Raw genomic sequence first — 22404 nt, 5'->3', positions numbered from 1 at the left:
GCCCTCAACGCCGCCAGGGGCAGGAACTTAGAGGCACCAAGCTATCCCAGAAACCACGCGACATCACGACTCGATCGAGGACCGCAGCGAGATCTTCTCAGCCACATATCGGTACACTTTCTCCATCTCGTCCTGCCAGCTCAGCTCCTTCATCGTTTCCAGCCCTCCATCAACGATCTTCTGGCGCAGATCACGCGAGCGATAAAGCTTGTCGAAAGCCGCCACGACCGCTTTTGGCGTCGCCTCTACTAACAGTGAATTCTGCATATTCAGACAATGCCATTCGACCTGCGGGCCACGATTTGAGATTACAGGCACTCCTGACTGCATGAGCTCAACAGGCAAGTAGGAAAGATTCGTGGCGGAGAATGCGATTCCGACGTCACACGTCCTGTACAGGTCCCCCGTCTTTTGCAAGCTCATGTTCCCAAGTAAGGTAGCCTTGAAGGGCGGCGGACTATTCAAATCCAATCCCGCAATCACGATCTCTACATCGGGGTACCGCTCCGCAATCGCCTTCAAAGAAGCCATGCCCAGCTCGAAGCATCTTCGTTCGGTCGAGGGGCGTCCATAGAAGAAAAGACGACGAACCTTGTCGCGCACGATTCCCTGCTCGGCTGGGAAGAAAATGTCCTTATCAGCGGCAAATCTATAGTTGATTGCAGAACCGCCATGAGCTTCGTAGCGCGACCGAAGCCATCCGCCTCCGGTTATTCCATGAAAACCAAACGAATAAGTCTCGTTCGCTTGCATGGATCCGGTACCAAATGCATAAAATAGGCTTTCATAATCTTGCATGAAATAAAACTTCTCACGGGCGAACGGAAAGGCGCGAACATGATAGGCCGACTGCCATGTGGTGGCCACGGCCCCCGCGCAAGATGGAAGCTTTTTAGGATCGACAACCACTTCAATACGACAAGGCTTTAGCGCCATCTCAAGGTCTTTTTGAAGCGAATGGGGAGTCGAATGCCGATGATTGTTGTAGATGTAGATGATGTTCTTGAGCCCACGGCTAGCGAGATGGTTCGCGAACCGAAAAAGCGTATAGTGTCCACCACCCCAGACATTTGACCAGTCAGGAACGAACCAGATAAGAGTTTCGGCAGGGCTATTTTGTTGCGCTGGAGACTCCGAGCCGCCGAAGTCGGACCACGCTCCGAAATCAAAAACCGAACTTATCAGCCCATTGAGCAAACTGGAAGAAGCGCTGCTCGCAGCAGGATTGGCCGCAATCCTTTGCGTCAACAGAGCAAAGGGCTGCGGAAAGCGCTTGTACATCGCATAGCATGTTGCGTTTGCGAACCCATAAAGCCGAACATAATTGTACCAAGCCCGAACATCACGCTCAAACGACATCTTTGAACTCTTCGAGATACTGAGACAGCGCGCTCTGCCAGGTGCCCGCATTCACTTTTATCGACATGGGATAGATCGTCTCAATTCCCTCAGACTGAGGACGCGGCGCTGAGAGCGGAAAAACCGGCGATGACACACCGGTTACGCGGCCCTCAAACTTGAGATACTGCGCCATAGCTTGAGCGATCTGAAACCTAGTCGTTACGCCCTCGCTGCAGAAATGGAGAGTCCCCATCTTCCTTTCTTCCAGAACAGTGGAAACGATTAGTTCAGCAAGCAGCTTGGCAGACGTAATAGTCCCTAACTTGTCCCTCACCGCCTTGATCTCTGGAACACGATTCCTGATCTGCGCAACGATCTTACCGACAAACTTATGATCGTGAGCCGCACCTCCTCCAATCATCCATCCGGCACGAATAATAAGGTGCTGATCAGGAATCCGCAGCCGGATGCTTTGTTCACCGAGGAGCTTGGAACGTCCGTAATAATTCATCGGCGACGGCTGATCTAGCTCGTTATAGATTAGCTTCCCTTCTCCTCCGAAGACGTTTGAGGTCGAGATGTATAGCATCCACGCGCCGATCTCCTGTGAGGCTCGGGCAATCGCGTCGGTCGCCAAATGGTTTGCGATTCCAGCACGCGTCGGATCTCGTTCGCAGAGATCCACGTCCGTCTCTGCTGCCAGATGGAGAACAATATCGGGGCGCTCGCCCTTCACGAAGGAGTATACCGCTTCAGGATTGATGAGATTGCACTGACTCCGGTCCGGTGCAATCGGCGATAAACCCTGGTCGATGAGAAGGCCCATCACATATCGTCCGAGCATACCGGTGCTTCCGGTCACCAGGATTTTTCCGGACCCTAAGTTCAGTCGAGAGACAGTCATCCTCAAAAATACTCCGCGTCAGCAAAGCTCATTCCTACGGCATCTTTCGGGGACAGTATGATCTCACACCCAACATTCGGCCACTGAATGGCAAGGTCCGGATCGTTCCACTGGATGCACCGCTCATCCTGCGGAGACCAGTAATCAGTCACCTTGTAGCTGACAACTGCCGTCTCGGATAGAACCAGAAAACCATGTGCAAAGCCCTTCGGAACCCAGAGTTGAGCGCCGTTGCCTTCGGACAGAACTTCACCCACCCACTTCCCGAATGTTGGCGAGTTCCGCCTCAGATCGATCGCAACGTCGAAAATCTCACCTCGACAGGCTCGAACGAGCTTATCCTGAGCAGCTCCCAACTGATAATGGAGCCCTCTTAATACGCCCCGCCGGGACAGGGACTCATTGTCCTGGACGAATGCGCCATCTCCACCCACCGCGGCAGCGAATTCTTTCTGATTGTACGTGACGCAAAAATGTCCCCGGCTGTCCTCAAAACGCCTCGGCGTAAATAACACCACCTCGGGAATTTCCAGATTCCTGTACATGCCTTACTCCAATATCGACTTCAGGTAAGACGAGTAACTGCTTTTGCCCATCTTGGCGACCGCGCGCTCTACGTCGGCAGCACCGATCCACCCCTTTTGGAGCGCAACTTCTTCCAGACATGCGACTTTCAGTCCTTGGCGGTGCTCGAGCGTCGCGATGAACTGGGAGGCCTCAAGCAACGACTCGTGAGTGCCGGTATCGAACCAGGCAAATCCACGCCCCAGCAACTCGGTAGCTAAGAGCCCCGATTCGAGATAGACGGCGTTGAGATCCGTGATCTCAAGCTCGCCACGCGAAGATGGCTTCAGACGCTTTGCGTATTCGCAGACATTGGCGTCGTAATAATAAAGGCCTGTTACTGCGAAATTTGACCGGGGCGACCGAGGCTTTTCTTCGATGCTGACTACGCGCTGCTGACTGTCGAACTCGACCACACCATATCTCTCCGGGTCCTTCACCCTGTACGCAAATATGGTTGCCCCAGCGGTTCTTAGAGACGCCTGCTTCAAGAGAGGAGGCAAGGAGTGACCAAAGTAGATGTTATCCCCAAGAATCAGGGTTGCACCACCTCCATCAAGGAACCTCTCACCAATCACGAAAGCCTGCGCAAGCCCATCTGGCCGCTCCTGAACGGCATACTCGAGCCTGACGCCAAACTGAGACCCGTCGCCCAGCAGACGCTGAAATTGGTCAGCATCGTGGGGCGTTGTTATAATGAGGATTTCCCGAATATCCCCCAACATCAATGTGCTCAGGGGATAGTAAATCATCGGCTTGTCAAATACGGGCAGCAGCTGTTTAGAAATCGGAATCGTTACAGGGTACAACCTGGACCCTGTACCGCCGGCCAAGATAATTCCTCTACGCGTCATTTAATGCCCCTCGTTGTAATGTGACGCGATCCAGTCTCGATAGGATCCTGTTCTCACGCTCTCAATCCAAAGATCATTTTCAAGATACCAGAGAATGGTCTTCTTCAGGCCGATTTCAAACGTTTCCTGCGGTTGCCATCCCAGCTCCTGCCGGATCTTCGTTATATCTACAGCGTAGCGCCTGTCGTGTCCGGGCCGATCAGCGACGAACTTGATCGCATCATCTCTTCGCGCTCCGCTCTTCAGAGGATGAACTTCGTCCAACAACTTGCAGATCGTCTCAGCAACAGTCTTATTAGACAACTCGCTCTCGCCGCCGATGTTGTACGTCTCTCCAACTCGTCCGGATTTGAGAACTAAGGCCAGCGCACGGCAATGGTCCTCGACGTAGAGCCAATCCCGCACCTGTTGCCCATCTCCATATAGCGGGATTTTTTCTCCCTTAAGCGCGGTCAGAATGCTCAAAGGAATCAGCTTTTCTGGAAACTGGAAGGGGCCGTAATTGTTCGAGCAATTTGTCAGCAGTATGGGAAGCCCGTAAGTGTGGAACCATGCACGGACGAAGTGATCCGAAGCCGCCTTCGAGGCAGAATACGGACTACGTGGATCGTACCTTGTACTCTCGTTGAAAGCTGGATCGGTAGGGGAGAGACTTCCGTACACTTCATCTGTCGAGACATGCAGAAAGCGAAACAAGGATCTGGCGGCGTTATCCAGTTGCTCCCAATGCTTCCTAGCCGCCTGCAGAAGCCGCGCGGTTCCTAGAGCATTGGTTATTACGAAATCGTCGGGTCCTTTGATCGATCTGTCGACGTGCGACTCTGCCGCAAAGTGGACCACCGCGCTGGGCTGAAACGTCTCGAAGACATGCGCCAAGAACGCAGAATCGCATATATCGCCCCTCACGAATTGATATAGCTGGGAGGATTCGATAGATGAGAGGTTTGCTACGTTCCCAGCATAAGTCAGTTTATCGACATTTACGATGGGCGTACCCGCCCCCACTTGTTGCAGGATGAAGTTGGAGCCGATAAACCCGGCGCCTCCCGTTACGAGAATCGGACGACTGATCATGTTCGATTGAAGCCTCTCTTCATCATCCAAGCGCAAAGATCCGCGAGCTCACCGCTCAATAGGCACATCATCCGCACGAAGTTGAATTCGAAGCGACGTTGCGCCCAGCTTCGGTCGAGCTGGCTACCGACCACGACCGGAAGTCGAAATCAACAGTGGTTGCATTCTTCGGGTTTGCTCAAGTCCGCCTGTTGTCGTTCCCCTACTCCGCGCGGCATTGGCCGTCCACCGGTATTTTGACGATCGCGCCCAGGGGACACAACTCCTGAAGCGGCCTCCCGGAACCGGGGCGAAAAGGCGGCGAGAGCCAGGAAGCCAATCTATCGGAAGGCCCGAGCCTCAGCAGCTCACCTCCCATCGATCCGGTCCATAAGTTGTTGAAAGATTTAGCTGACCTACCGCCTGCGTTCTTAAAAAATGCGGCCCCAAATATGGGTCGGGGCGGCCTGCCAACGTGCGCCTTAGTGGCCACGCCCGATCGCGCATCCCTAGGCGAGGCGAGAATCCGAGACTATCGACCGCGAGCCTTTTCTACCTGAAAAGCAGGTGACCTCGGCCCGCTGGCCGTCCCTCCGGGGCAAGATAGGCGGCTACGACACCAGAACGCCGCCATTCACCGACACGAGCAGGCACCCTAGAATTACCGTCAGATGGCGGACGAGCTTGGTCGCGCCCCATCCAGACAGACCCAAATTGAACAGACCTGCCGCTCGGCTATAGTCGCCCGACATCCAAGGCGCGCCGCCGATCTAGCCCCTCCATGCAGAAGCCACCGGTCTGCCCTGCTTGCAAGGCAGATTGCCATATCTCGCCCGCGAAAGGCGATCTCTGCCCGATTGAGAGAAGGCCCTCAAAACCTCAAAGTCCGCATAGCATCATCAGGTCATGCTCTATCCGGCTCGTAAAGGGATTACACTACTTAGACGATCCCCTGTCGTTCAAAACAGCCAGTCTAGCTAAACTTCTCCGCCCCAGATCTATCCCTGGGCGCTCAACAAAATAATAGGCTGGAATGGCCATTAGAACCAGGCTCGCTAGATAGGGAAGAAGATGCGCATTATCGAACGGCACGCGCTGGCTCTTCATGAACGAAATCGAGAATGGATGAAGTAAGTATATCGAATAGGATAGCGGCCGAGCGAATGCAAACTTTACGCTTGTCAAGGCCGCCCCGATCCACCCGCTTTCGGCCGCGATCGCAACCAACGCCACCGCCAGAATCAATGGGGCAACAAAATCGAGTCTTCGGTCATAGTCGAGGGGGAGAAATAGGCCAAGCAAGCCAATCGACGTCAGCTCAACAATGGTGATTTTCGAGCGAGAGATGTTCACACGGCTCATCTTCATCCATATCAGATAACAAAGGGAACCGAGGGCGAACCCTAACAACCCACGAACAAAGCCCAAAGCAACCAAACCCCAGAAGCGCTGCAGATTTACATTGAAGTAGTTTGGCGATGCGAGCATCGCACTCCAGGCACACAACATTACTACTAAGCAAAACACCACAAGACCGGCTTTTTGATTCCGAAAAATGAATACAAGCGGGAAAAACAGCAATCCTGCCCAGAGCTCCACAGATATCGACCAAGCGACGCCAATCATACTGCTATCCAAGACTGGCGGAATGCCGTCAATTACACCCACTCCTTGGAGAAGGAACACAGAGGCGAGATAATGGAAAGGCCGGTCCAAAGCGCCGCCGTAGTTCAGTGCAGAGATCAACACCGACGGGAGAAACAACAATCCGTACAAAGGATACAACCTAAAGATCCGCCGGATCGCAAACATCCGCAAGAAGCTACCTACGTGCTGCACATCGTAAAATAGGAGCGACTGAACTAGCACAAAGCCGCTCAATATGAAGAAGAAGTCGACAGCGAGAAAGAACGCGCTCGGATATCGCGTCTGGACGCCATTCCAGTAAAAGTAATGCCCCGTCGCGACCGACAGCGCTAGAAATGTTCTAACCACGTCCAGTCCAGCGAACTGCTTCATTTTCGCTCGGCTCGGCGCGATCGATTTTTCAAGGTCTGATTACTCATGACAGGCCCCCTCTAGTTCAGCGCAGACTGACCCTGAGCCAGCTACTTGCGACAAGGAACCGACAGATAACGAATGAATCAGTTTGATATAGGTCCGACGCTTGCTAAGATAGACGCCCGGCTCAAAGAGCCAACATCAGCCGAGCAATCTTCCGACAGCGTCTAGCATCCCGGCACTATACGAGCAGATGATGGTCTAGGGAAAGAACTTGGACCGACGAGGCGTTTTGGACCAAGAGGTCGGTCTCACCCAAATGGTAGTAATCGCCGACCGAAATTATGTTTCCGTCGGGAAGTGAACCATATCGAGCTATGGAGGATAGTTGACCGCTATTTGACATCATCCAAGACGCAATCTCGCGTGCATCAGACACCCAGAGAATATCGGTTGTGCCATCATGATTTAGATCAGCGGCTGCGGCAACGTGCCAACCCGGCATGCTTGGATAGCGAGTAATGGATGCCAACTGGCCGTTTAACATCATCCATGCCGCAAGCTCACCCGAACCTGACTGCCAAAGAACATCAGCACTTCCATTGTGGTCAAAATCACCTGTCGCAATAGCGGTCCATCCAGGCATAGGAGGAAGATTGCTGTTGGCAGAGACTTGCCCATTGACAATCGACCATGTGCTTACTTGGCTTGTGGAGCTCCTCCAAATAGATTCGACAGCGCCGCTCGCATCTGTTGCGTAGCCTACAGATGTCCAACCCGCCATTTGCGGGAACCGTTCCATACTCGAAATTTTGCCCTGCGAGAACATCCAAGATGCGACTTCACCGGATCCTGATTGCCAAATCACGTCAGTCGCGCCATTACGATCCAGGTCTCCAGTCGCAGCGACCTGCCATCCAGACATTTGAACGTATCTTTCAACCCCGACAATTTGTCCGCTGTTCATTAGCCAAGCAGCAAGTTCGCCTGCGCCGGATTTCCAAAGAACATCCGCTGTCCCATCGCCATTCACGTCCACAGAAGCGATGGCCGTCCAACCGGGCATGCTCGGCAGAATGCTGCTCGTAGCGAATGCTGGTCCAATGCTGATAGTGAATGTTTGCGTCGGGGTCTGATTTCCCGCAGCATCGGTTACAACGAAGTGAAAGCTATCGGAATGAGCGCCAGGAACGTTCTCCTTATAACTCACCATTCCGCTGAGGAGATCGGCCTCCGTAAATGCATTGGCCGGACTTCCGTTGACTAACAGCGCTCCATCGACAGGATTGCTAATTACATCAAAGCGCAGATTTGCTCCGTTACTAAAATCATCTACTGCACTGAGAAACGTCGTGGAAATCGGCGTGGTAGATCCTTCCCCGGCTGACAAGACATTATTTGCGGTCAAAGTTGGCGGATGAGTGTCTTGTGTGGCAAGATGAAATCCCAGTGCATTGAGTTGCTTTAGGTCGACGGCGCTCAGACCTTGAGTGGTCGAACTAAGATAGAATTCGTTGAATGGGTCATTCGGCCCCTGAACACCGGAATTCAGGAAGTCGCTCGGGTCAGATGTCATACCATAATCTGCAAGCTTTGTGATGCCTCCATCGAGGGAAAAGTATGCAGCCGGAGCGGTCGATCCTCCAAGAAATAGACGATTTCCGATACCAGTCATTCGGTAGAAATCGAAGATGTCCGGGGTAGAGCCGTATGGTACTCGCCCGAGAGCGTGCGTCAGTTCGTGTAGCGCTACTCCTACCAGGAGATTAGGGCTAATGTCCGTAGCGAAGGTCGCGCTGCCGTCGTCCGTGGTCGTATCGTTAGCCCCCACAACGCCCCAGAGCTTAAGTTGGGCGTTCCACACCGCGACGCTTGTCTTTCCCTGGATCGTGGTTCCATTGGGAAGGGCACTGAAGCTGGTGTCTCCCGGGCTCGCATTCCCCGTAAGTTGCGAGTGGACCCAAGAATAGCTCTCGTAAAGACCACCGTCGGGGCCAGCTGCCGCGCCGCCTCCAGTCCCGCTATAGTCGATCTTTAGGTTAACCGTGATCTTGTCTGTTATGTTGGCAGCAAGAATTCCAACCGCCTGCTGTATCCCCGCTCGGAAGCTGGCCGGAGCGGCCATTGCCGCGTTGTCGAATAGAAGATTGATAACAATTCCGCCGGAGGTCACAGTCGCCTGCGATCCTGGTGCAGTACTTAGATCGGTCGATGAGTCGGATGTGCCTGTGATGTAGCTCGCCTGGATGGAGTTGTTCACGACGGTGAAGAAGGGATCATCCGACGGTGACACTTCAGTTTCATTTGTGACCGGGGGGGAGATATGGCTGAAGTGCTCGCTTAAGGGGCGCGCCTCGAGCCACGACCAGTTGAAGTTGTCGGCTGCTTCTTGCAGCTGCTCCTGATCCCATAAAGATCGCGAACGCATCGGCCAGCTTTCGTTAGAGCCTGCAGACGAGTTAGTCGCTGCTGTCGGCACGGCATATCTGATCGACCATCCCCTGTGGACAGTTAACCGAGGGTTAATTGGGCTCCCCTTCAGCGCCAACAGGACTCGTGGCCAACTGTCGGCCCATATCCATCTGAATGGCTACGCTAGAGGCACCGCTATGATCGCACCGCGATCCGTGCCCCCCTCAGGACCGCTGCCGCGGCGCCGACTGCGCGAGAGGCTGTTTCCGCGTCCATTTGGCTTCGCATCCCGAGACGCATCTTGCGACCTATGCCGGACCGATGTAGGCGGGTGCCTATGCCGGATTCAACCGTCTTTACGAGACGTCGCGCAAACCTGGCCCGGTCATCTAGATTGGCTGCTGGGCGCATGCACGGTGCAAACTCTTCGAGATCGCACGGCTGAAGAAGGCGCCGATGGCGGCCGAAGCCATCGCCAAGATCGACGCGCCGTTTGCGATTGAACGCGAGATCAACGGGCTTCCGGTACACGAACGCAAAGCCGTGCGCAACGCACGCAGCCGCTCACTCGTCAACGAGCTCCACGACTTTCTGCGCGAACGCCGTACCAAGCTGTCCGGTAAGAGTGAGACCTCCAAGGCGATAGACTACAGCCTCAAGCGCTGAGATGTGCTCACGCGCTTGATCGACGACCGTCGGCTGTGCATGACCAACCATGCGGCCGAACGCGAGTTGCGCGCCGTGGCCCTCGCCCGCAAGAACTGGACCTCGCCGGCTCCGACGAGGGCGGCCACCGCGGCGCCGCCATCTACACACTGATCAGATCGCCAAGCTCAATGACGTGGATCCGCACGCTTGGATTACTGACGTCCTCGCAAGGTTGCCCGATCATCCGACCAGCAAGGTCGCCGAGATGCTGCCCTGGAGCTGGCGGGCCGGCCAGACGTCGGCGGCCGCCTGAACCAACCGACGGCCCAGAGCAGCTGCTCAGCCTACGGTCTTCACCGGATGCGTACCGAAGACAGCACCTGCCAAGAGGTGCTTGGCGGGGCGGAGATGGCGATCCGGGTATCGCTGAGCAAGACACCTTCCGTTGAATTTAGCAGCGCGGCCTAGGGTGGAAGTGCAGCGAAGCCCGTATAGCTATCGACGCACTGGTCCGAATGACTTACCCTTAAAAACTCCTTGAGGACAATTTGGCGTCTGACCGGAGACAGAACAGACAGATGAAGCTGTTCAAGCAGACTAAGATCAGTGCTGATTTGAAGGAGCACAATGCCGAGAAGAGGCACTAAAACCCTCCCAGAACCGAAGGGCGTATTTTCGGACCCTGCAGCGGCCCATATGCAGACTTTCGATTGTCGGGCAGATCGGGAATAGCCATTCCCCAGGGCTACGACACATCGGTAAGCATTTTGCGGTCTGCCGCAAGCAGCTCGGATTGCCGGCGCTTTAGCAGCCCTGGCCCGTCTTGCTGCAGCCGGACCAGCTCGATCAGAGTTTCGTCCCCCTTCGGTCAATGAAGGCCTCGACGCCATTCTCTCCGATGCCATACACCGAGGTCTTCCTGATCTGGGTGACGTGATGAACCTTGTTGAGTGTGAGCCCCTGCCACGCGAGCAGAGAACGCTGGTGTTGGCCTCCCATTCCAAACCAACAATCTTCCAGCCAATGCACCGGACGAGCCGCGAATCGCGGCAGAACATCTGCTAGATAGACCTCCGGGTCGATGCTGTCCATTTCGTTCGTGACGATCGGGGTTTACAAGGCCTCTGCGCGCGGATCTCGCGATCGGAATCGTTCTAGATTGTATAGCGCTCTTGCGCACGGCAGGATCAACGAAGAACTACTCCTGGTTCATGGTTTCAGAATTTCAACTGCCTATCCTCGCCTTCTGGGTCACGTCAATTTTCTGTCTCATTTTCTGCGCCTTGCTGCTTGTTAGGAGCAGAGCATAGCAACAGACTTCCAACCTAGCTTCCCGCTTCTAATCAAGAGGCCAATCACCAAGCGGAGCCTCGCACTGATATCGAACCTTAATTAAATCAGATCTCCGATAACACCGACGAGCAATCCAATTTGTCCGACTACAGTTTGGCGATAGACTCTACTTCTCAAAAAACAGCGATATCGCTCTGCAAAACTGGCCGACTTTCGCATTTGCACGAAGCTGTCGAGAACGCCAATGTTCTCCGCAGTCATCTCGGACCGCAATTGTTCAAGAGCAGCAAGATTCACGGTAGTCCAATCGCGCCACTTCCCACTACTCACTCGATCGAAGCGAGCCCGGATATTGGATCTGGCACCTATCACGTTGTTTGCATGCTGCCGATACCCCAACGAAGGTCGTTGGTCGTAAAGAATTCGACCACCAACCGCCGTGATGGCGATGTAGGCTGTCCAATCGTGCATGACTATTCGATCATCGGAGATCTTGCTGAGCACCGCGCGAGAGGCGCGATTAAACACCATTGTGTTGCCACCAGCGATGTTTTCGACGATTGCATTCCGAAAGCTCGGCGGCTTCTTGGCGCTGGTGGAAAATCCGATGTGCCGCCCATGTTCATCAATCAGTTCGCTCCGCGAGCAGTAGAGAGCCGCCTGACTGTCTTGGGCAACCCGCAGCGCTTGCACCGCCCGCTCGAGCTTATCCAGACACCAAACATCATCTTGATCACTGAATGCGAAATAATCAGCGTCGATACTGGGGTCACGAAGCAGCGAAAAGAAGTTCGTCTGGCAACCTGAACGAGGCCCCTCTCTCAAGGTTACCAGGTTCGGACTGCGAGATGCGAAGGCGTGAATGATTTCACGAGTTTGATCGCTTGATCCGTCGTCTGAGATATGGAGAGACCAATTTCCATGTGTCTGACCTGCAAACGAATTCAACTGCTCTTCAATGAAGCGTGCGCCATTCCAAGAAGCGAGCAGGATAGCTACGCGTGAAGAGGCAGCTTCATATGTAGGCGAATGGCCTACTGGCTGCACGTCGACCTCACTCGCACGGCGAGATGGAGAGTTGCCGAGCTTCCCAAGCGTACGGTCCGCACGGGGGCTGCTTTTCGCGCTAGTTCCCGCGACTTCAAGCATTTTTGGGGCGATCCAATTGCGCGGAAGGTTGGAGAGCTCACAGCACACACCAGTCGTTTCGACTACACGAGGGGAACACAATCGTCAACTTCTGATAAATGCTTGTTTTCTCCCACTGGGAGATCTGAGCACAAGGCAGGCAACTGACGCATTTAGCGACCGAGAAATTGCAAGCATCTTGAGCTGTCGATCCCCGACGCTGACAGGGCTAATCCTGAGACATCCTTCCGTCGCGTCTCCAATCATCGGCAGCAGTGCAGCTCATGGATTATGGTGGTCAAGCAGCACTTTTCATCGTCGAGCAGTACTTTTCTCAGCCGAATAGGATATGACCGAGAATTCGAGAGTGACGTAAACCGGACTTAGGGGGCTGCGGCGCCAAGGCAGCTGTGGATGAGTCCACTCAACGCCTCCGCCGAAGGTCTTTTCGGCTGCAGGAGATGAGGCTGAGCTGCTCGACTGCCCCCCACATTTTGCTGCATGGCCGGACTGAATCCACAATTTGTAGAGATTGACTGTCTTTAGGGCCTTTGCCATCGAATTCAACAATAGTGGGGAGAGCGACATTGCATGTTGCAACCGGCTGGGCGACAGAGAGCACAAGGAACTGCAACCGAGCGGACATCTTAGATTGTCTCTACGGTTCCCATTCATACCCCCGTATGCCTTTTTCGGAGGTCAATGACTGGCGGCGACCGGAGCCTGGACCTGAATCGCTGACGGGCGCGGACGACGGCAGGGATCTCAACCAGCTTGCCGGCCCGTTTGCTGACCAGTTGACTCTCCGAGCATAACATGATCCAGCAAACGGGTCGATGCGTGAGGCAACTATATCCATTGTCTGCCATGCGAGACTCGCGAGGGCGCACGAATGAGCACGCTAACCGACCGACCTGCCGAAAAACAAGTCGAGAGGCTCATCGTTGCGGATCAGCGTCGCTTTAGCTGGGCTCGCTGCCGCGCAGAAATTTCCCCGTTCTTTACACGCCACGTCACTTGGCGCGCATTGGCGTCTGGTGACATCCGTTCCAAATATCGCCGCACCCTGCTGGGCCCTTGGTGGATCACCGCAACGCAGGGCATTACGGCGCTGATTATGGGCACAGTCGCAGGCCGCTTCCTTGGCGCAGACATGACGACTTACCTGCCGCATTTTATGGTCAGTACGATTCTCTGGAACTTCATTTCCTCATCGCTCAACGAGTCTTGCTACACGATTATTAGCGCTGGCGGGATGATCAAGGCAGTTGACATGCCTATCCTAATCCACATTATGCGGATGGTTCAGCGCAACCTGATCATCTTCCTGCATAACAGTGCGGTGATCCCCATCATTTGGCTAGTTTATCCCTGGCCGCTCAGCTTAGTCAGCCTCCTCGGCCTTCTTGGACTCGCGTTGGTCTACGTCTTCATCGTCAGCACGACGATGGTCGTATCAATGATCTGCGTGCGCTACCGCGACGTACCGCCATTAATGGCAGCCATAACACAGCTGCTCTTCTTCATATCACCCATCATTTGGGAGCCCTCGCAGATCAAAGGCGGCGAATGGGTGATCGCGGTAAATCCGATAGCTTATCTATTGGCGGTAACGCGCGATCCTCTGATGGGAATTGTTCCCGATTTGACGAGTTGGGCCGGGGCCATCGGCTTCACCGCGACTTCTACGATGTCTATGGTGTACATCTACACGCGCTATCGGTCGCGGATCGTATACTGGACCTAGCTCTCTTGTCGGCGCCGATCGCCAACGAACGCTTCCCGATCAGCCACCGCGCTGGCTGAGGTTAGATTGGAGCGGATTAATTGCGTCAAATCGCATTTGCTTTACCGGTTACAATTCGGTGACGCCTGTGGACTGCACCCCTCAAGTGAGACACGATAATTTCAGTGACAGAGGGTGAAGTTCATCGTGTGTTGTTCTGCGCGAAGGCGGTCTCGAACTCAAGGGGAGATCGATATCCGAGCGCTGAGTGCAGCCGCTCCTGTTGTAGATCTCGGCAATGAAGCTGTTGATCCGGCGCCGGGCGTCGTCGAGATCGGCAAATGCCTTGCTGTTGATCTCCTCGGCCTTGAGCGTCTTCACGAAGCTCTCGGCCTTGGCGTTGTCGTAGGGGTTGCCGGGGCTGCTCATGCTGATCTTGATCTCGCGGTCGGCGAGGCGCTGACGGTAGGCGATCGAGGCGTATTGCACGCCGCGATCGGAGTGATGGATCAGGCTGCCGGGCTTCGGGTTGCGGGCTTTGAGCGCGTTGTCGAGCGCGGCGACGGCGAGCGAAGCGTCGAGCGTGTTTTCGAACGCCCAGCCGACCGCCTTGCGCGAGAAGCCATCGAGAATGACGGCGAGATAGGCGAACGCCTTGGCGAGATGGACATAGGTGATGTCGGCGACCCAGATCTGATCCGGAGCGGACGGCGCCAGGCCGCGGATCAGATTCGGGACGACGATCACGCCCGTCGGCCGCTCGGTCGGCGGCTTCAGGAACGGCGTCTTGCGCTGGGCGAGAAGATTGTCCTGACGCATGAATCGCAGGACTTTCTTGGCGTTGACGACCATCCCCTGGCGGCGGAGCGTGGCCGTCACCCGTCGATAGCCGTAGAACGGATGCTTGAGGCAAATGCGCTGCAGCTGGTCGCGCAGCTCGCAGTCGACCTCTTCGCGGTTGCGTTTGCTGAGATGCCGGTAATAGGTTGCACGCGGCACGCCGGCCAGCGCGCACAAGCGCTGCACGTGCGCGTGGGAGTCGGCCGCCTGCGACGTCATGCCTTGAATGACTTCGATGATGCGGGTGCGGGTTTGCCTTGCGCGACCGGCCGCTCCAGAGCGCGCAAGGCTTGCCGAAAAATCGAGATCCATCTGCTGTCGGCCAACCAGCCGTTCCAGCTCGGCGATCCGCGCCTTCGCCTGCTTCAACCGATGCACCGCCATTGCGGCCGTTTGGCTTCGGCAGCCTCCTGGGCAAAGGCGTGGCTGCGCGCCAGATTGCCGAAGCTCCAGATCTTCCTCGATGAGGCCGAGACGACGTGTGGCCTACATCAGCTTCCCCGCCGCGCGTCGGGTCAACCTGTACTCGACCAATCCGCCCCAACGCCTCAACGGCAAGGTCAAGCGGCGAACCAAAGTGGTCGGCATCTTCCCCGACGGGGACGCCATCACCCGCACGCTTGGCGCCATCCTGCTCGAGCAGAACGACGAGTGGGCGGTCCAGCACGGCCGCGGTCGACCGCATTCAGCTACTTCACGCGGCGGGACGAGATCGAAAGTCATAAATTGATATCGCAGGTGGACTGCCCCCCTCAAGTGAGACACGATAATTTCAGTGACAGGCATTCCGAGGATGACCTGTGGCGATACGAGGAAAGACCCGTCAGTTCCCGACGGCTTACAAACTGAAGGCGATCAAGCGCGTCGAGCGGGGCGAAGGTGTTCTGCCGGTCGCCCGCTGGGCATAGCGGGGAAGCTTCTGCATGACTGGATCAAGGCCTGGAAGGCGCATGGGCCGGAGGGGCTGAACCGGAAGCGCGGTCCCAAGCCCGGCCCGCGCAAGCTGAAGCCTGTGGCGACCTATGACGACAAGCGTTCGGGGAGCGCGGCCAGGAGGCGCCGAGAACCCTTGCGACCGTCGCCATGATCCCCTCATGCGCTTCACGCAGGCCGCGCCGCTCGAGCTTGCGCAGGAACGCCTTCCAGAACATCTCGGCTTCGGACGGACCAATTTCCACGCCGAGAACCCCGCGCCGGCCGTCGCCCCGGCCGCGATGATCACCGCGACCGAGACGATGCGCCCGTTCTGGCGCACCTTCACGTACGTGGCGCCCATCAACAAATACGGCCAGGCGCCCCCCCCATACGCCGCGTGAGGAAGGCCGTCACCTTGCCGTCGATCTCGGCACACAGCCCGACACTTCCCTATCGGAGATGCCGCTCATGCCCATGGCTGCACCGGATCGTCGATCGAACGGGTGGAGGCGCCCTACACATAGACCTCCTGCACCAGGGCCTTGAGTGCCTTCTCCGCCACCCGCCTTGGTTTGAGAAAGCCCGTGAAATAGTAGCCCTTGCGCAGCGTGGAATGCGCAGTTCGACAGTGCGTGCGCGCGCCTCCCAAACCCGGTGACGGTAGCAGTTGCACTGGAGCTGGCCATACTGGCTGTTCTCTCCGTAAACCATGCCGTCGTCAGCTCCTTAACCTCCGGCTCCGCCGAGCTGTGGGCGGCAAAGCCGATCATCTCGCGCCGCGCCTCCCATTTGGGGAAGCTAGCGACCCGTTAACTGCGCAATTGCCCACATCCAGGTGATGCTTACCGAGCCGCGGTCCCGTTACACAGGCAAAATCACAACGTTGGCCGCCTCAATCATAGATCAGCGTGTGCTACTCGCGTCGTCCCGGTCTCTCTCCAGGGCGGTCGACTGCTCCATCATCAGTCGTTTGATATGGTCCCCGACTCTGGTCATCTGATCTTCCCAGGACAGCGATGCCATCGTCTCCAAACCACCATCGACCAACTTCTGGCGCAACTCTCTGGATTCGTACAGTCGATCGAAACCCTCAAGTACAGCCTGAGGTACGGGATCGACGAGCCACGAGTTAACGCCGTGGTGGCAGTGCCACTCGACGTGAGGACCGTTGTTCGAGATAACGGGAACGCCCGACGCCATCAGCTCGACAGGTAGATACGAGAGGTTGGTAGCGGAAAAGGCCATTCCGATGTCGCAGGTTCGGTAAAGGTCACCGGTTTCCTTGAGGCTCATGTTGCCCTCAAGGGTTGCCTTAAAAGGCGGCGGCGATTGCAGATCAAGTCCCGCAATTACGATCTCAAGGTCCGGATACTTCTTCGAAATCAAGTACAGAGATGCCATTCCGAGTTCATAGCATCGACGCTCTGTCGATGGCCTACCGTAGAAGAACAGCCGTCGCACCTGCTGATTGACTTGCCCGTCCTCACGCCTCGGGAAGAAGATCTTTCGGTCGGCCGCAAACCGATAAGCTATGGCAGATCCGCCGTGCGACTCGTACCTGCTTTTAAGCCACCCTCCCCCGGTTATGCCGTAGAAGCCGAATCCGTATGTTGCATTCGCTTGCATCGACGCCGACCCGAAAGCGTAGAAGAAGCTCTCATAGTCTTGCATGAAGTAGAATTTGCTCTTAGCAAACGGGAAAGCTCGTACCGAATACGCCGACTGCCACGTCGTGGCGATTGCAGCGGCACATTCCGGCAGCAACTTCGGGTCAACAACGACCTCAATTTTACAATTAGGAAGCGCGGCATCCAGCTCGCGCTGCAGAGCATGCGGCGTGGTATGCCGATGATTATCGTAGACGAAGATCACACACCTCGTATCGTCCTGCGCGAGGTGATTTGCGAATCGAAACAGCGTGTAATGGCCGCCACCCCAGACATTCAGCCAGTCGGGGACAAACCATATGATGCATCTGTCCCCGTAATGTCGGCGGGGGTGCTCTACACCACCAAACTCTGTCCATGGTTTGAAGTCGTAGATTGAGGGAAACGTCGGCTCAGCCTTTGGCTCCGCCCGTTGAGCCACTTGCGCCTGATGCATCACCATCAATTCAACTGCTGACTGCCTCTGAACGGCTGCCTTTAACAGCCCAAACCTTTTCGGCGAAAGCTTGTACAGACCGTAGATTGTGGCGTTGGTGTATCCCCATTGCCTCGCATATCGCCACCAGGCACGCACTTGTGCAAACATTTTCACCAAAGCCACTTTGAGGTCGTCAGAGGTTACATTCCAAAAACGTCGTTTCCAACAGGAAAATCACGAAGCGTTGCCGTTGCGGACGTGGGTCTGGTCTACCGAATAGGCGTCGGCCTCGCCGCAGCAGCTGGCCGTCGGCACGTCCGGCTGCATCAGGGATGATACCATTTTTGGACGGCGGGAGCGGCGCCCTGCCACCGGCCGAGATCTCGGCACGCGCCGGCCGCGCGACCGCGAACAGAACAGCGGCCCGGTGATCGCGGGCCGCCGAAGCGCGCCGTGGTCCCTCTCGACCGGGACGAGCTAAAGGATGAAGTCCTGCCAGAACAGCCGGTTGGGCCGCGCCAAAGGCGCCGCCGCGCAGCGCCAGCCGCGCGGCCTGGAAAGGCGACGTCGTGGGAGCATTTGCTTGTCAGAGGCAACGGCCAGACTTTCGCCGGGCCAAAGCGGCTACGGCCGCGCAGCGAGTCGAGCCCAGCCACAAGGGAAGACGGAGTTGATCGTACTTACGCAACACAGGACTGCGCGCAAATTTGACGCACGCGCGGTTCGTGGTTGACGAGCCAGCCTCACCACGGCTTTTTATCAATGCTGCCGCTGAGCGCAGCCTTATCGGCTTAACACAACGATGGGCTGTGGCGCACAAAGACCGGCGTTTCCATAAAGGGGTGAGACGTATGTTTTCGAACAAAGCGACGGGCGAAGCGATGAATGAGATTGCGACGCTGAAAGAAGAGGTCAAAAACATGTCGCAAGAGATACGCGCGGCGCGAAGTTTGCTCGAAGAGTTGCGTATGTTAACAAAACTACAGCTACTGGGGCCCGAGCGCGTTCTTGAATTCCAATATGAGGGGGTTCCGATCAAGCTTTCAGTCCCAAAGCCTTATTCGGACGGCATCCAGAACTTCATCTTCACGAGCGAGACGTTTTACGAAATCAAGGAGCTGGTCGATTTCCGGCAACGGTTTGTGAAAAGCCAGATGACATTCCTGGATGTAGGCGCCCACATCGGAAATCACTCGGTCTTCTTCGCCAAATGCTGTGCGGCCGCGAGCGTTCACGCATTCGAACCGAATACTGCGACCTTCGAGCTACTGACCAGGAACTTCCGACTGAACGGGATGAGCGTCGCAAATCTGCACAACTGCGGCATTGGCAAAGAGTGCAAGCATGGGATGAGGATGTCGGAAAACCCATTCGGCACGCACTTCGGTACAGCCATCAACATTGGCTCCGACACTTCCGCCGGCGGCGGATTGATCATAGACAAGCTCGACAGCTTTGGTTTCGAAAATTGCGACGTCATTAAGATTGACGTTGAGGGCTGGGAAATCGATGCTTTGTCAGGGGCAGAACAGACGATCCGGAAATTCCGCCCCATCCTCTGGATCGAGATCGAGCGACCGAACCTCGAGCAGGTAACGGGGATTTTGGGGCCGCATTGGTTACGGATTAGCCGGGCCGCTGGTCGAGGAAATTACACGAGCGCATCCCATTGCGAATTTCATCTTCGTGCCGAACGAGCGGCTGTAGCAGCGCACAGCCGCCATGAGGAGCACGGAGAGTGTCCTGGCCATTGTGGCGCGGCGCGGCGAGCACGAGGGCTGCAGTGAATTTGTAGCGTAGACGGTGCCGATGTTCGCTCCTGACGCCATAGCTGGCGATTACCATAGTATTCCGGAGACCTATAAAGCGGCGCCAACCAGCTTTCCGCTAACCGGGCGCTTTGCCGCCGAAGAGGCTGTCCGCCACTATATTGAACGGCAGCGTCGCCGTCACGAATGTGTCGCCCGTTCTCTTGGTGGTGATCTTGATCGCGAGGCCGACGAAGCAGCGCTTTCCGAGATTAAGATAGCGCCCGGGGTCGGCGTGTAGTTGGTCCAGGCACAGCCTTCGACGTAGTTCCTCCTCGCTGCGTCCTGCGCCAACGTCGGATCGACCACGTTGGTCAGCTTGTGCGTGTTCAGCGAGACATCGGCTGTGGCCGCAGGCGATATTTTGATCGCCGTCCCGGCCGCCATAAAAGCGCCGGAGCCGCCGAACTGGTGAATGTGATCGACGTCGTGTGCCGCCCTGGTCGGCGGCGCAGACCCAGCCGGTATCGGCCAAGGTCGTGCCCTGCTCCACCCAGTCTGAGGCACCAGGAATCTCGGACTAGGCGTCCTGATCGGTGGCACGGGTCCACGCTTCGCGAGCTGGGTGTCGCCGGCCGCGGCCTGCGTACCGTCGCTGTCGACCACGCCGGCAGCAAACATCGCCGTAGTGAGGTTGGTGATGATGTTCGATGCAGCATCGATCGTCTAGTTGACGAAGGCCAGCGCCGGCGCACTAATATAGCTCGCGATCTCCCCCGGCGTTATCGTCTTGTTGGCGCCGCCAGAGACGCAAGCGAGCTTCTCGCTGCCGGTCGTCGTGCCGACGTCCCGAGTTTGCGAAATCTTCGCCGTCATGATCTTCTGGCTCAGCTCTCTCGCGGATCGGGCGGCCAATCTCGCACAGCAGAGGCGTGGGATCCGCGTGCAGCAGCAGCGACGATCGGTCGCTGAGCGGCGTGACGGAAGCCGACACGCCATCGGCGTTCGGATGATCGTAGGCTTCGATATTGCTGGGGTCCATGGGCACGCAATTCATCTTGATCTGGCCGCCCAGCAGATCGACCTCAGCACCCTGGATCTCGATCTGTCGTCCACAACCGTTATGTCAGGGACGCAGGGGAAGCCGCCCGACCAGCTTTTGCAGCGTGCGGCTTGGCAAGTTCAAGGCTGACAATTTCCAAGTCGTCGCCTCCAAATGCAGGCTCACGCTGCCGGAATCCTCTTCGTCTCCGAGACGATAAGAAAACTCAACAGGCTTCACCAGCACTATCCGTCTAGTCAATGTTCCAAAATTGGAGAAGTCAAATTTCGAGAGCGGAGGGATGACGCCTAGGTCGGGCTCCCCCTTGAACTCGCCACTTCTCAACAACGCGGAGAGGTTATCCTGGGTCATCAGCTTGCCGACAAGCTCATCAGCGACGCTTGCGCCAAACGTAGTGAGAGCGAGCCGCTCGAAGGGACGAACCGGGCCCGCACTCCCTAGCTTATGGAGATAGGCCGACACGATCTGATCCACCAGCGCATGACGTACCCGGGGCAAGTTGGTGCGCGCCATCACCGCTTCTGCATCACCGCGGCGAGCAGCCGCGGCCAGATCTGAAAACGACGCAACGGCCCAAGCCAGATATGCCACAGAGCAGACGGCAAGAGAGGCGATTATTCCAACGAACCATCTCACTTTGCTCCAATACGCGGAGCACGGCATGGTTCCTTCCAAGGCAAGCCTGCCGCGAGCGCCAGCGCCATGCGCGCCCCCTATGGCGAGGTGGGATGAGGGTTTTCGTCAGTCCTTGCCATCGATCTTCTAGACGGGGCGTTCGAGGCGCTTGTCGATCTTGTCGCGCGCGTCTCGAGGCTCTTCTCCATCCGCGCAACGACCAGCTCGAAGGAGTCCTTGCGCATAACTCGTCGCGCGCCCAGGTCTCGATGTCTTGCGCCCTTGGTCCGGATGGCTGCGACCGCTTCGCCGATCTCGCGCCTGGCGACGTCGAGGTTGGTCAGGTACGCCGGCCTGCCGGACCGTCAGCGCGCCGATCTTCTCGCTCCAGCGCCTTCGTCTCGTTGGCGCCGGGGACGACAAGAACGATGGTTCACATGATCGTCTCCTTCTGATGAGTGGGTTGGGAGGGGGCCCGGTCAGAACCAGTTGGCAAGAACGCCGCCCGTTTGCAGGCGAGCAGATGCCGGCCACGGCGGCGTCGTCGACGTCCTTGGGCGGCTTGGCGGTCGGCCGGCTGCCGGGCATCGGCTTGGCCACGACCTAATGCGGTCGACTGAGCGCATTCGATGACCGGGTCGTTGCCAGCCGCCAGGTGCTCGCGGTCGGCGAGCCGTTGGTGCCGCCGATTCTAGATTCTCACAGCGCCCTTGAAGTCGCCGGCATCGGCGAACCTGCTGCCCCCTTCCAGGCCAGAAGGCCCCGCAGATGTCTGGCTGTAGATGGAGCGTTGACAGCCAAGAAGCCTCTGGACGATGCAGATTGCCGCCGTGAACGATCCAAGTCGTCCGAGAATGGCATTTGAGACGCGCTGCACATGGGTCTGAGACGGTTCACGACTGTCAGGCAAAGTCGGAAAAGTGGAAGGTCCTTGCAACATCACCTGGGAGGCGCAGCTTGATTCTATGGGATGAAAGTCTCACAGATCCGGCCCAGGATCGGCGGTGCGGACGCAAGGCGTTCGCTGCGCCTTCTCGCGGCCGCCTGGTCACTCAGGTGCGTTCGATAGGACACCGGCTTGCGAGTAGCGCTCCGCCGCGCCCTGACTGCGTCCACTTGGTTCCCGAGCGATCCCGAATAATCCAGTCAGGTGCAGGCACAGGAACCCTCGGTCATTTTCGCGTCGGGGTTGATTTTCGTTTAGAAACAATGGT

16 protein-coding genes and 3 pseudogenes are annotated in these 22404 nt (G+C 56.7%); 4 read left to right on the top strand and 15 right to left on the bottom strand.

The annotated features are described in order from the left end of the window. Positions 1-63 precede the first annotated feature (63 nt). The 7 genes from ACVILH_RS10710 to ACVILH_RS10680 form a co-directional block, all read right to left on the bottom strand. Entirely contained in the window at positions 64-1359 is a 1296-nt protein-coding gene (locus ACVILH_RS10710) for a rhamnosyltransferase WsaF family glycosyltransferase (protein ID WP_456712863.1), read from the bottom strand. Beyond that, positions 1349-2203 (bottom strand): SDR family oxidoreductase, encoded by an 855-nt coding sequence (locus ACVILH_RS10705; RefSeq protein WP_456712862.1) that lies wholly within the window; start codon positions 2201-2203, stop codon positions 1349-1351. The genes ACVILH_RS10710 and ACVILH_RS10705 overlap by 11 nt, the downstream gene beginning before the upstream one ends. Positions 2204-2247: 44 nt before the next feature. Beyond that, entirely contained in the window at positions 2248-2790 is a 543-nt protein-coding gene (gene rfbC / locus ACVILH_RS10700; protein ID WP_456712861.1) for a dTDP-4-dehydrorhamnose 3,5-epimerase, read from the bottom strand. 3 nt (positions 2791-2793) lie between these two features. Beyond that, positions 2794-3663: a glucose-1-phosphate thymidylyltransferase RfbA gene (rfbA, locus tag ACVILH_RS10695; protein WP_456712860.1), complete on the bottom strand. Its 870-nt coding sequence runs from the start codon at positions 3661-3663 to the stop codon at positions 2794-2796. Further along, complete coding sequence (gene rfbB, locus ACVILH_RS10690) at positions 3664-4737, bottom strand: dTDP-glucose 4,6-dehydratase (protein ID WP_456716935.1); 1074 nt, start codon at positions 4735-4737, stop codon at positions 3664-3666. It lies immediately after the preceding gene. Between the two features lie 915 nt (positions 4738-5652). Beyond that, complete coding sequence (locus tag ACVILH_RS10685) at positions 5653-6735, bottom strand: acyltransferase family protein (RefSeq protein WP_456712859.1); 1083 nt, start codon at positions 6733-6735, stop codon at positions 5653-5655. Between the two features lie 223 nt (positions 6736-6958). Beyond that, positions 6959-9145, bottom strand: coding sequence for an NF038122 family metalloprotease (locus ACVILH_RS10680; RefSeq protein WP_456712858.1), 2187 nt, complete (start codon positions 9143-9145; stop codon positions 6959-6961). A gap of 266 nt (positions 9146-9411) precedes the next feature. On the opposite strand from ACVILH_RS10680, the pseudogene ACVILH_RS10675 reads away from it, so the two are divergent. Further along, positions 9412-10090 (top strand): annotated as a pseudogene (locus ACVILH_RS10675) (IS66 family transposase); the annotation flags it as partial. Positions 10091-10623: 533 nt separating this feature from the next. Here ACVILH_RS10675 and ACVILH_RS10670 read toward each other — a convergent pair. Together ACVILH_RS10670 and ACVILH_RS10665 are read right to left on the bottom strand one after the other, a co-directional pair. After that, positions 10624-10869, bottom strand: a complete 246-nt coding sequence (locus tag ACVILH_RS10670) for a hypothetical protein (RefSeq protein ID WP_456712857.1) — start codon at positions 10867-10869, stop codon at positions 10624-10626. Positions 10870-11169: 300 nt separating this feature from the next. Then, on the bottom strand, positions 11170-12219 hold the full coding sequence (locus tag ACVILH_RS10665) for a glycosyltransferase family 2 protein (RefSeq protein ID WP_456712856.1): 1050 nt from the start codon (positions 12217-12219) through the stop codon (positions 11170-11172). Positions 12220-13090: 871 nt separating this feature from the next. On the opposite strand from ACVILH_RS10665, the gene ACVILH_RS10660 reads away from it, so the two are divergent. Continuing rightward, positions 13091-13945 carry an ABC transporter permease gene (locus ACVILH_RS10660; RefSeq protein ID WP_456712855.1) on the top strand — a complete coding sequence of 285 codons (855 nt, stop codon included), beginning with the start codon at positions 13091-13093 and terminating at the stop codon, positions 13943-13945. 141 nt (positions 13946-14086) lie between these two features. Here the strand turns inward: ACVILH_RS10660 and ACVILH_RS10655 are convergent, their stop codons facing one another. Then, entirely contained in the window at positions 14087-15148 is a 1062-nt protein-coding gene (locus tag ACVILH_RS10655) for an IS3 family transposase (protein ID WP_456712854.1), read from the bottom strand. Between the two features lie 42 nt (positions 15149-15190). Here ACVILH_RS10655 and ACVILH_RS10650 point away from each other — a divergent pair. Next, positions 15191-15437: pseudogene (locus tag ACVILH_RS10650) on the top strand (transposase); the annotation flags it as partial. 304 nt (positions 15438-15741) lie between these two features. Here ACVILH_RS10650 and ACVILH_RS10645 read toward each other — a convergent pair. After that, positions 15742-16455 (bottom strand): annotated as a pseudogene (locus ACVILH_RS10645) (transposase); the annotation flags it as partial. Positions 16456-16582: 127 nt separating this feature from the next. Beyond that, positions 16583-17947 carry a rhamnosyltransferase WsaF family glycosyltransferase gene (locus tag ACVILH_RS10640; protein WP_456712853.1) on the bottom strand — a complete coding sequence of 455 codons (1365 nt, stop codon included), beginning with the start codon at positions 17945-17947 and terminating at the stop codon, positions 16583-16585. A gap of 668 nt (positions 17948-18615) precedes the next feature. Between ACVILH_RS10640 and ACVILH_RS10635 the strand changes: the two genes are divergently transcribed. Continuing rightward, on the top strand, positions 18616-19551 hold the full coding sequence (locus tag ACVILH_RS10635) for an FkbM family methyltransferase (RefSeq protein WP_456712852.1): 936 nt from the start codon (positions 18616-18618) through the stop codon (positions 19549-19551). 100 nt (positions 19552-19651) lie between these two features. Here ACVILH_RS10635 and ACVILH_RS10630 read toward each other — a convergent pair whose 3' ends face one another. The 3 genes from ACVILH_RS10630 to ACVILH_RS10620 form a co-directional block, all read right to left on the bottom strand. Beyond that, positions 19652-20047, bottom strand: coding sequence for a hypothetical protein (locus tag ACVILH_RS10630; RefSeq protein ID WP_456712851.1), 396 nt, complete (start codon positions 20045-20047; stop codon positions 19652-19654). Between the two features lie 191 nt (positions 20048-20238). Then, complete coding sequence (locus tag ACVILH_RS10625; protein WP_456712850.1) at positions 20239-20388, bottom strand: hypothetical protein; 150 nt, start codon at positions 20386-20388, stop codon at positions 20239-20241. Between the two features lie 250 nt (positions 20389-20638). Beyond that, complete coding sequence (locus ACVILH_RS10620; protein WP_456716934.1) at positions 20639-21238, bottom strand: DUF2939 domain-containing protein; 600 nt, start codon at positions 21236-21238, stop codon at positions 20639-20641. Between the last annotated feature and the right edge of the window lie 1166 nt (positions 21239-22404).

Source organism: Bradyrhizobium sp. USDA 4353, from assembly GCF_054063215.1.
Note: the sequence above shows the minus strand (reverse complement) of the source record. Positions and strands in the feature narration are given on the sequence as shown.

Bases quoted from the DNA above. Each gene is read 5' to 3' on its own strand.
- ACVILH_RS10685 (WP_456712859.1), bottom strand. From the start codon at position 6,735: ATGAAGCAGTTCGCTGGACTGGACGTGGTTAGAACATTTCTAGCGCTG.
- ACVILH_RS10710 (WP_456712863.1), bottom strand. From the start codon at position 1,359: ATGTCGTTTGAGCGTGATGTTCGGGCTTGGTACAATTATGTTCGGCTT.
- ACVILH_RS10625 (WP_456712850.1), bottom strand. From the start codon at position 20,388: ATGACGGCGAAGATTTCGCAAACTCGGGACGTCGGCACGACGACCGGC.
- ACVILH_RS10670 (WP_456712857.1), bottom strand. From the start codon at position 10,869: ATGGACAGCATCGACCCGGAGGTCTATCTAGCAGATGTTCTGCCGCGA.
- ACVILH_RS10635 (WP_456712852.1), top strand. From the start codon at position 18,616: ATGTTTTCGAACAAAGCGACGGGCGAAGCGATGAATGAGATTGCGACG.
- ACVILH_RS10655 (WP_456712854.1), bottom strand. From the start codon at position 15,148: ATGGCGGTGCATCGGTTGAAGCAGGCGAAGGCGCGGATCGCCGAGCTG.
- ACVILH_RS10665 (WP_456712856.1), bottom strand. From the start codon at position 12,219: ATGCTTGAAGTCGCGGGAACTAGCGCGAAAAGCAGCCCCCGTGCGGAC.
- ACVILH_RS10680 (WP_456712858.1), bottom strand. From the start codon at position 9,145: ATGCGTTCGCGATCTTTATGGGATCAGGAGCAGCTGCAAGAAGCAGCC.
- rfbC (WP_456712861.1), bottom strand. From the start codon at position 2,790: ATGTACAGGAATCTGGAAATTCCCGAGGTGGTGTTATTTACGCCGAGG.
- rfbB (WP_456716935.1), bottom strand. From the start codon at position 4,737: ATGATCAGTCGTCCGATTCTCGTAACGGGAGGCGCCGGGTTTATCGGC.
- ACVILH_RS10620 (WP_456716934.1), bottom strand. From the start codon at position 21,238: ATGCCGTGCTCCGCGTATTGGAGCAAAGTGAGATGGTTCGTTGGAATA.
- ACVILH_RS10660 (WP_456712855.1), top strand. From the start codon at position 13,091: ATGAGCACGCTAACCGACCGACCTGCCGAAAAACAAGTCGAGAGGCTC.
- rfbA (WP_456712860.1), bottom strand. From the start codon at position 3,663: ATGACGCGTAGAGGAATTATCTTGGCCGGCGGTACAGGGTCCAGGTTG.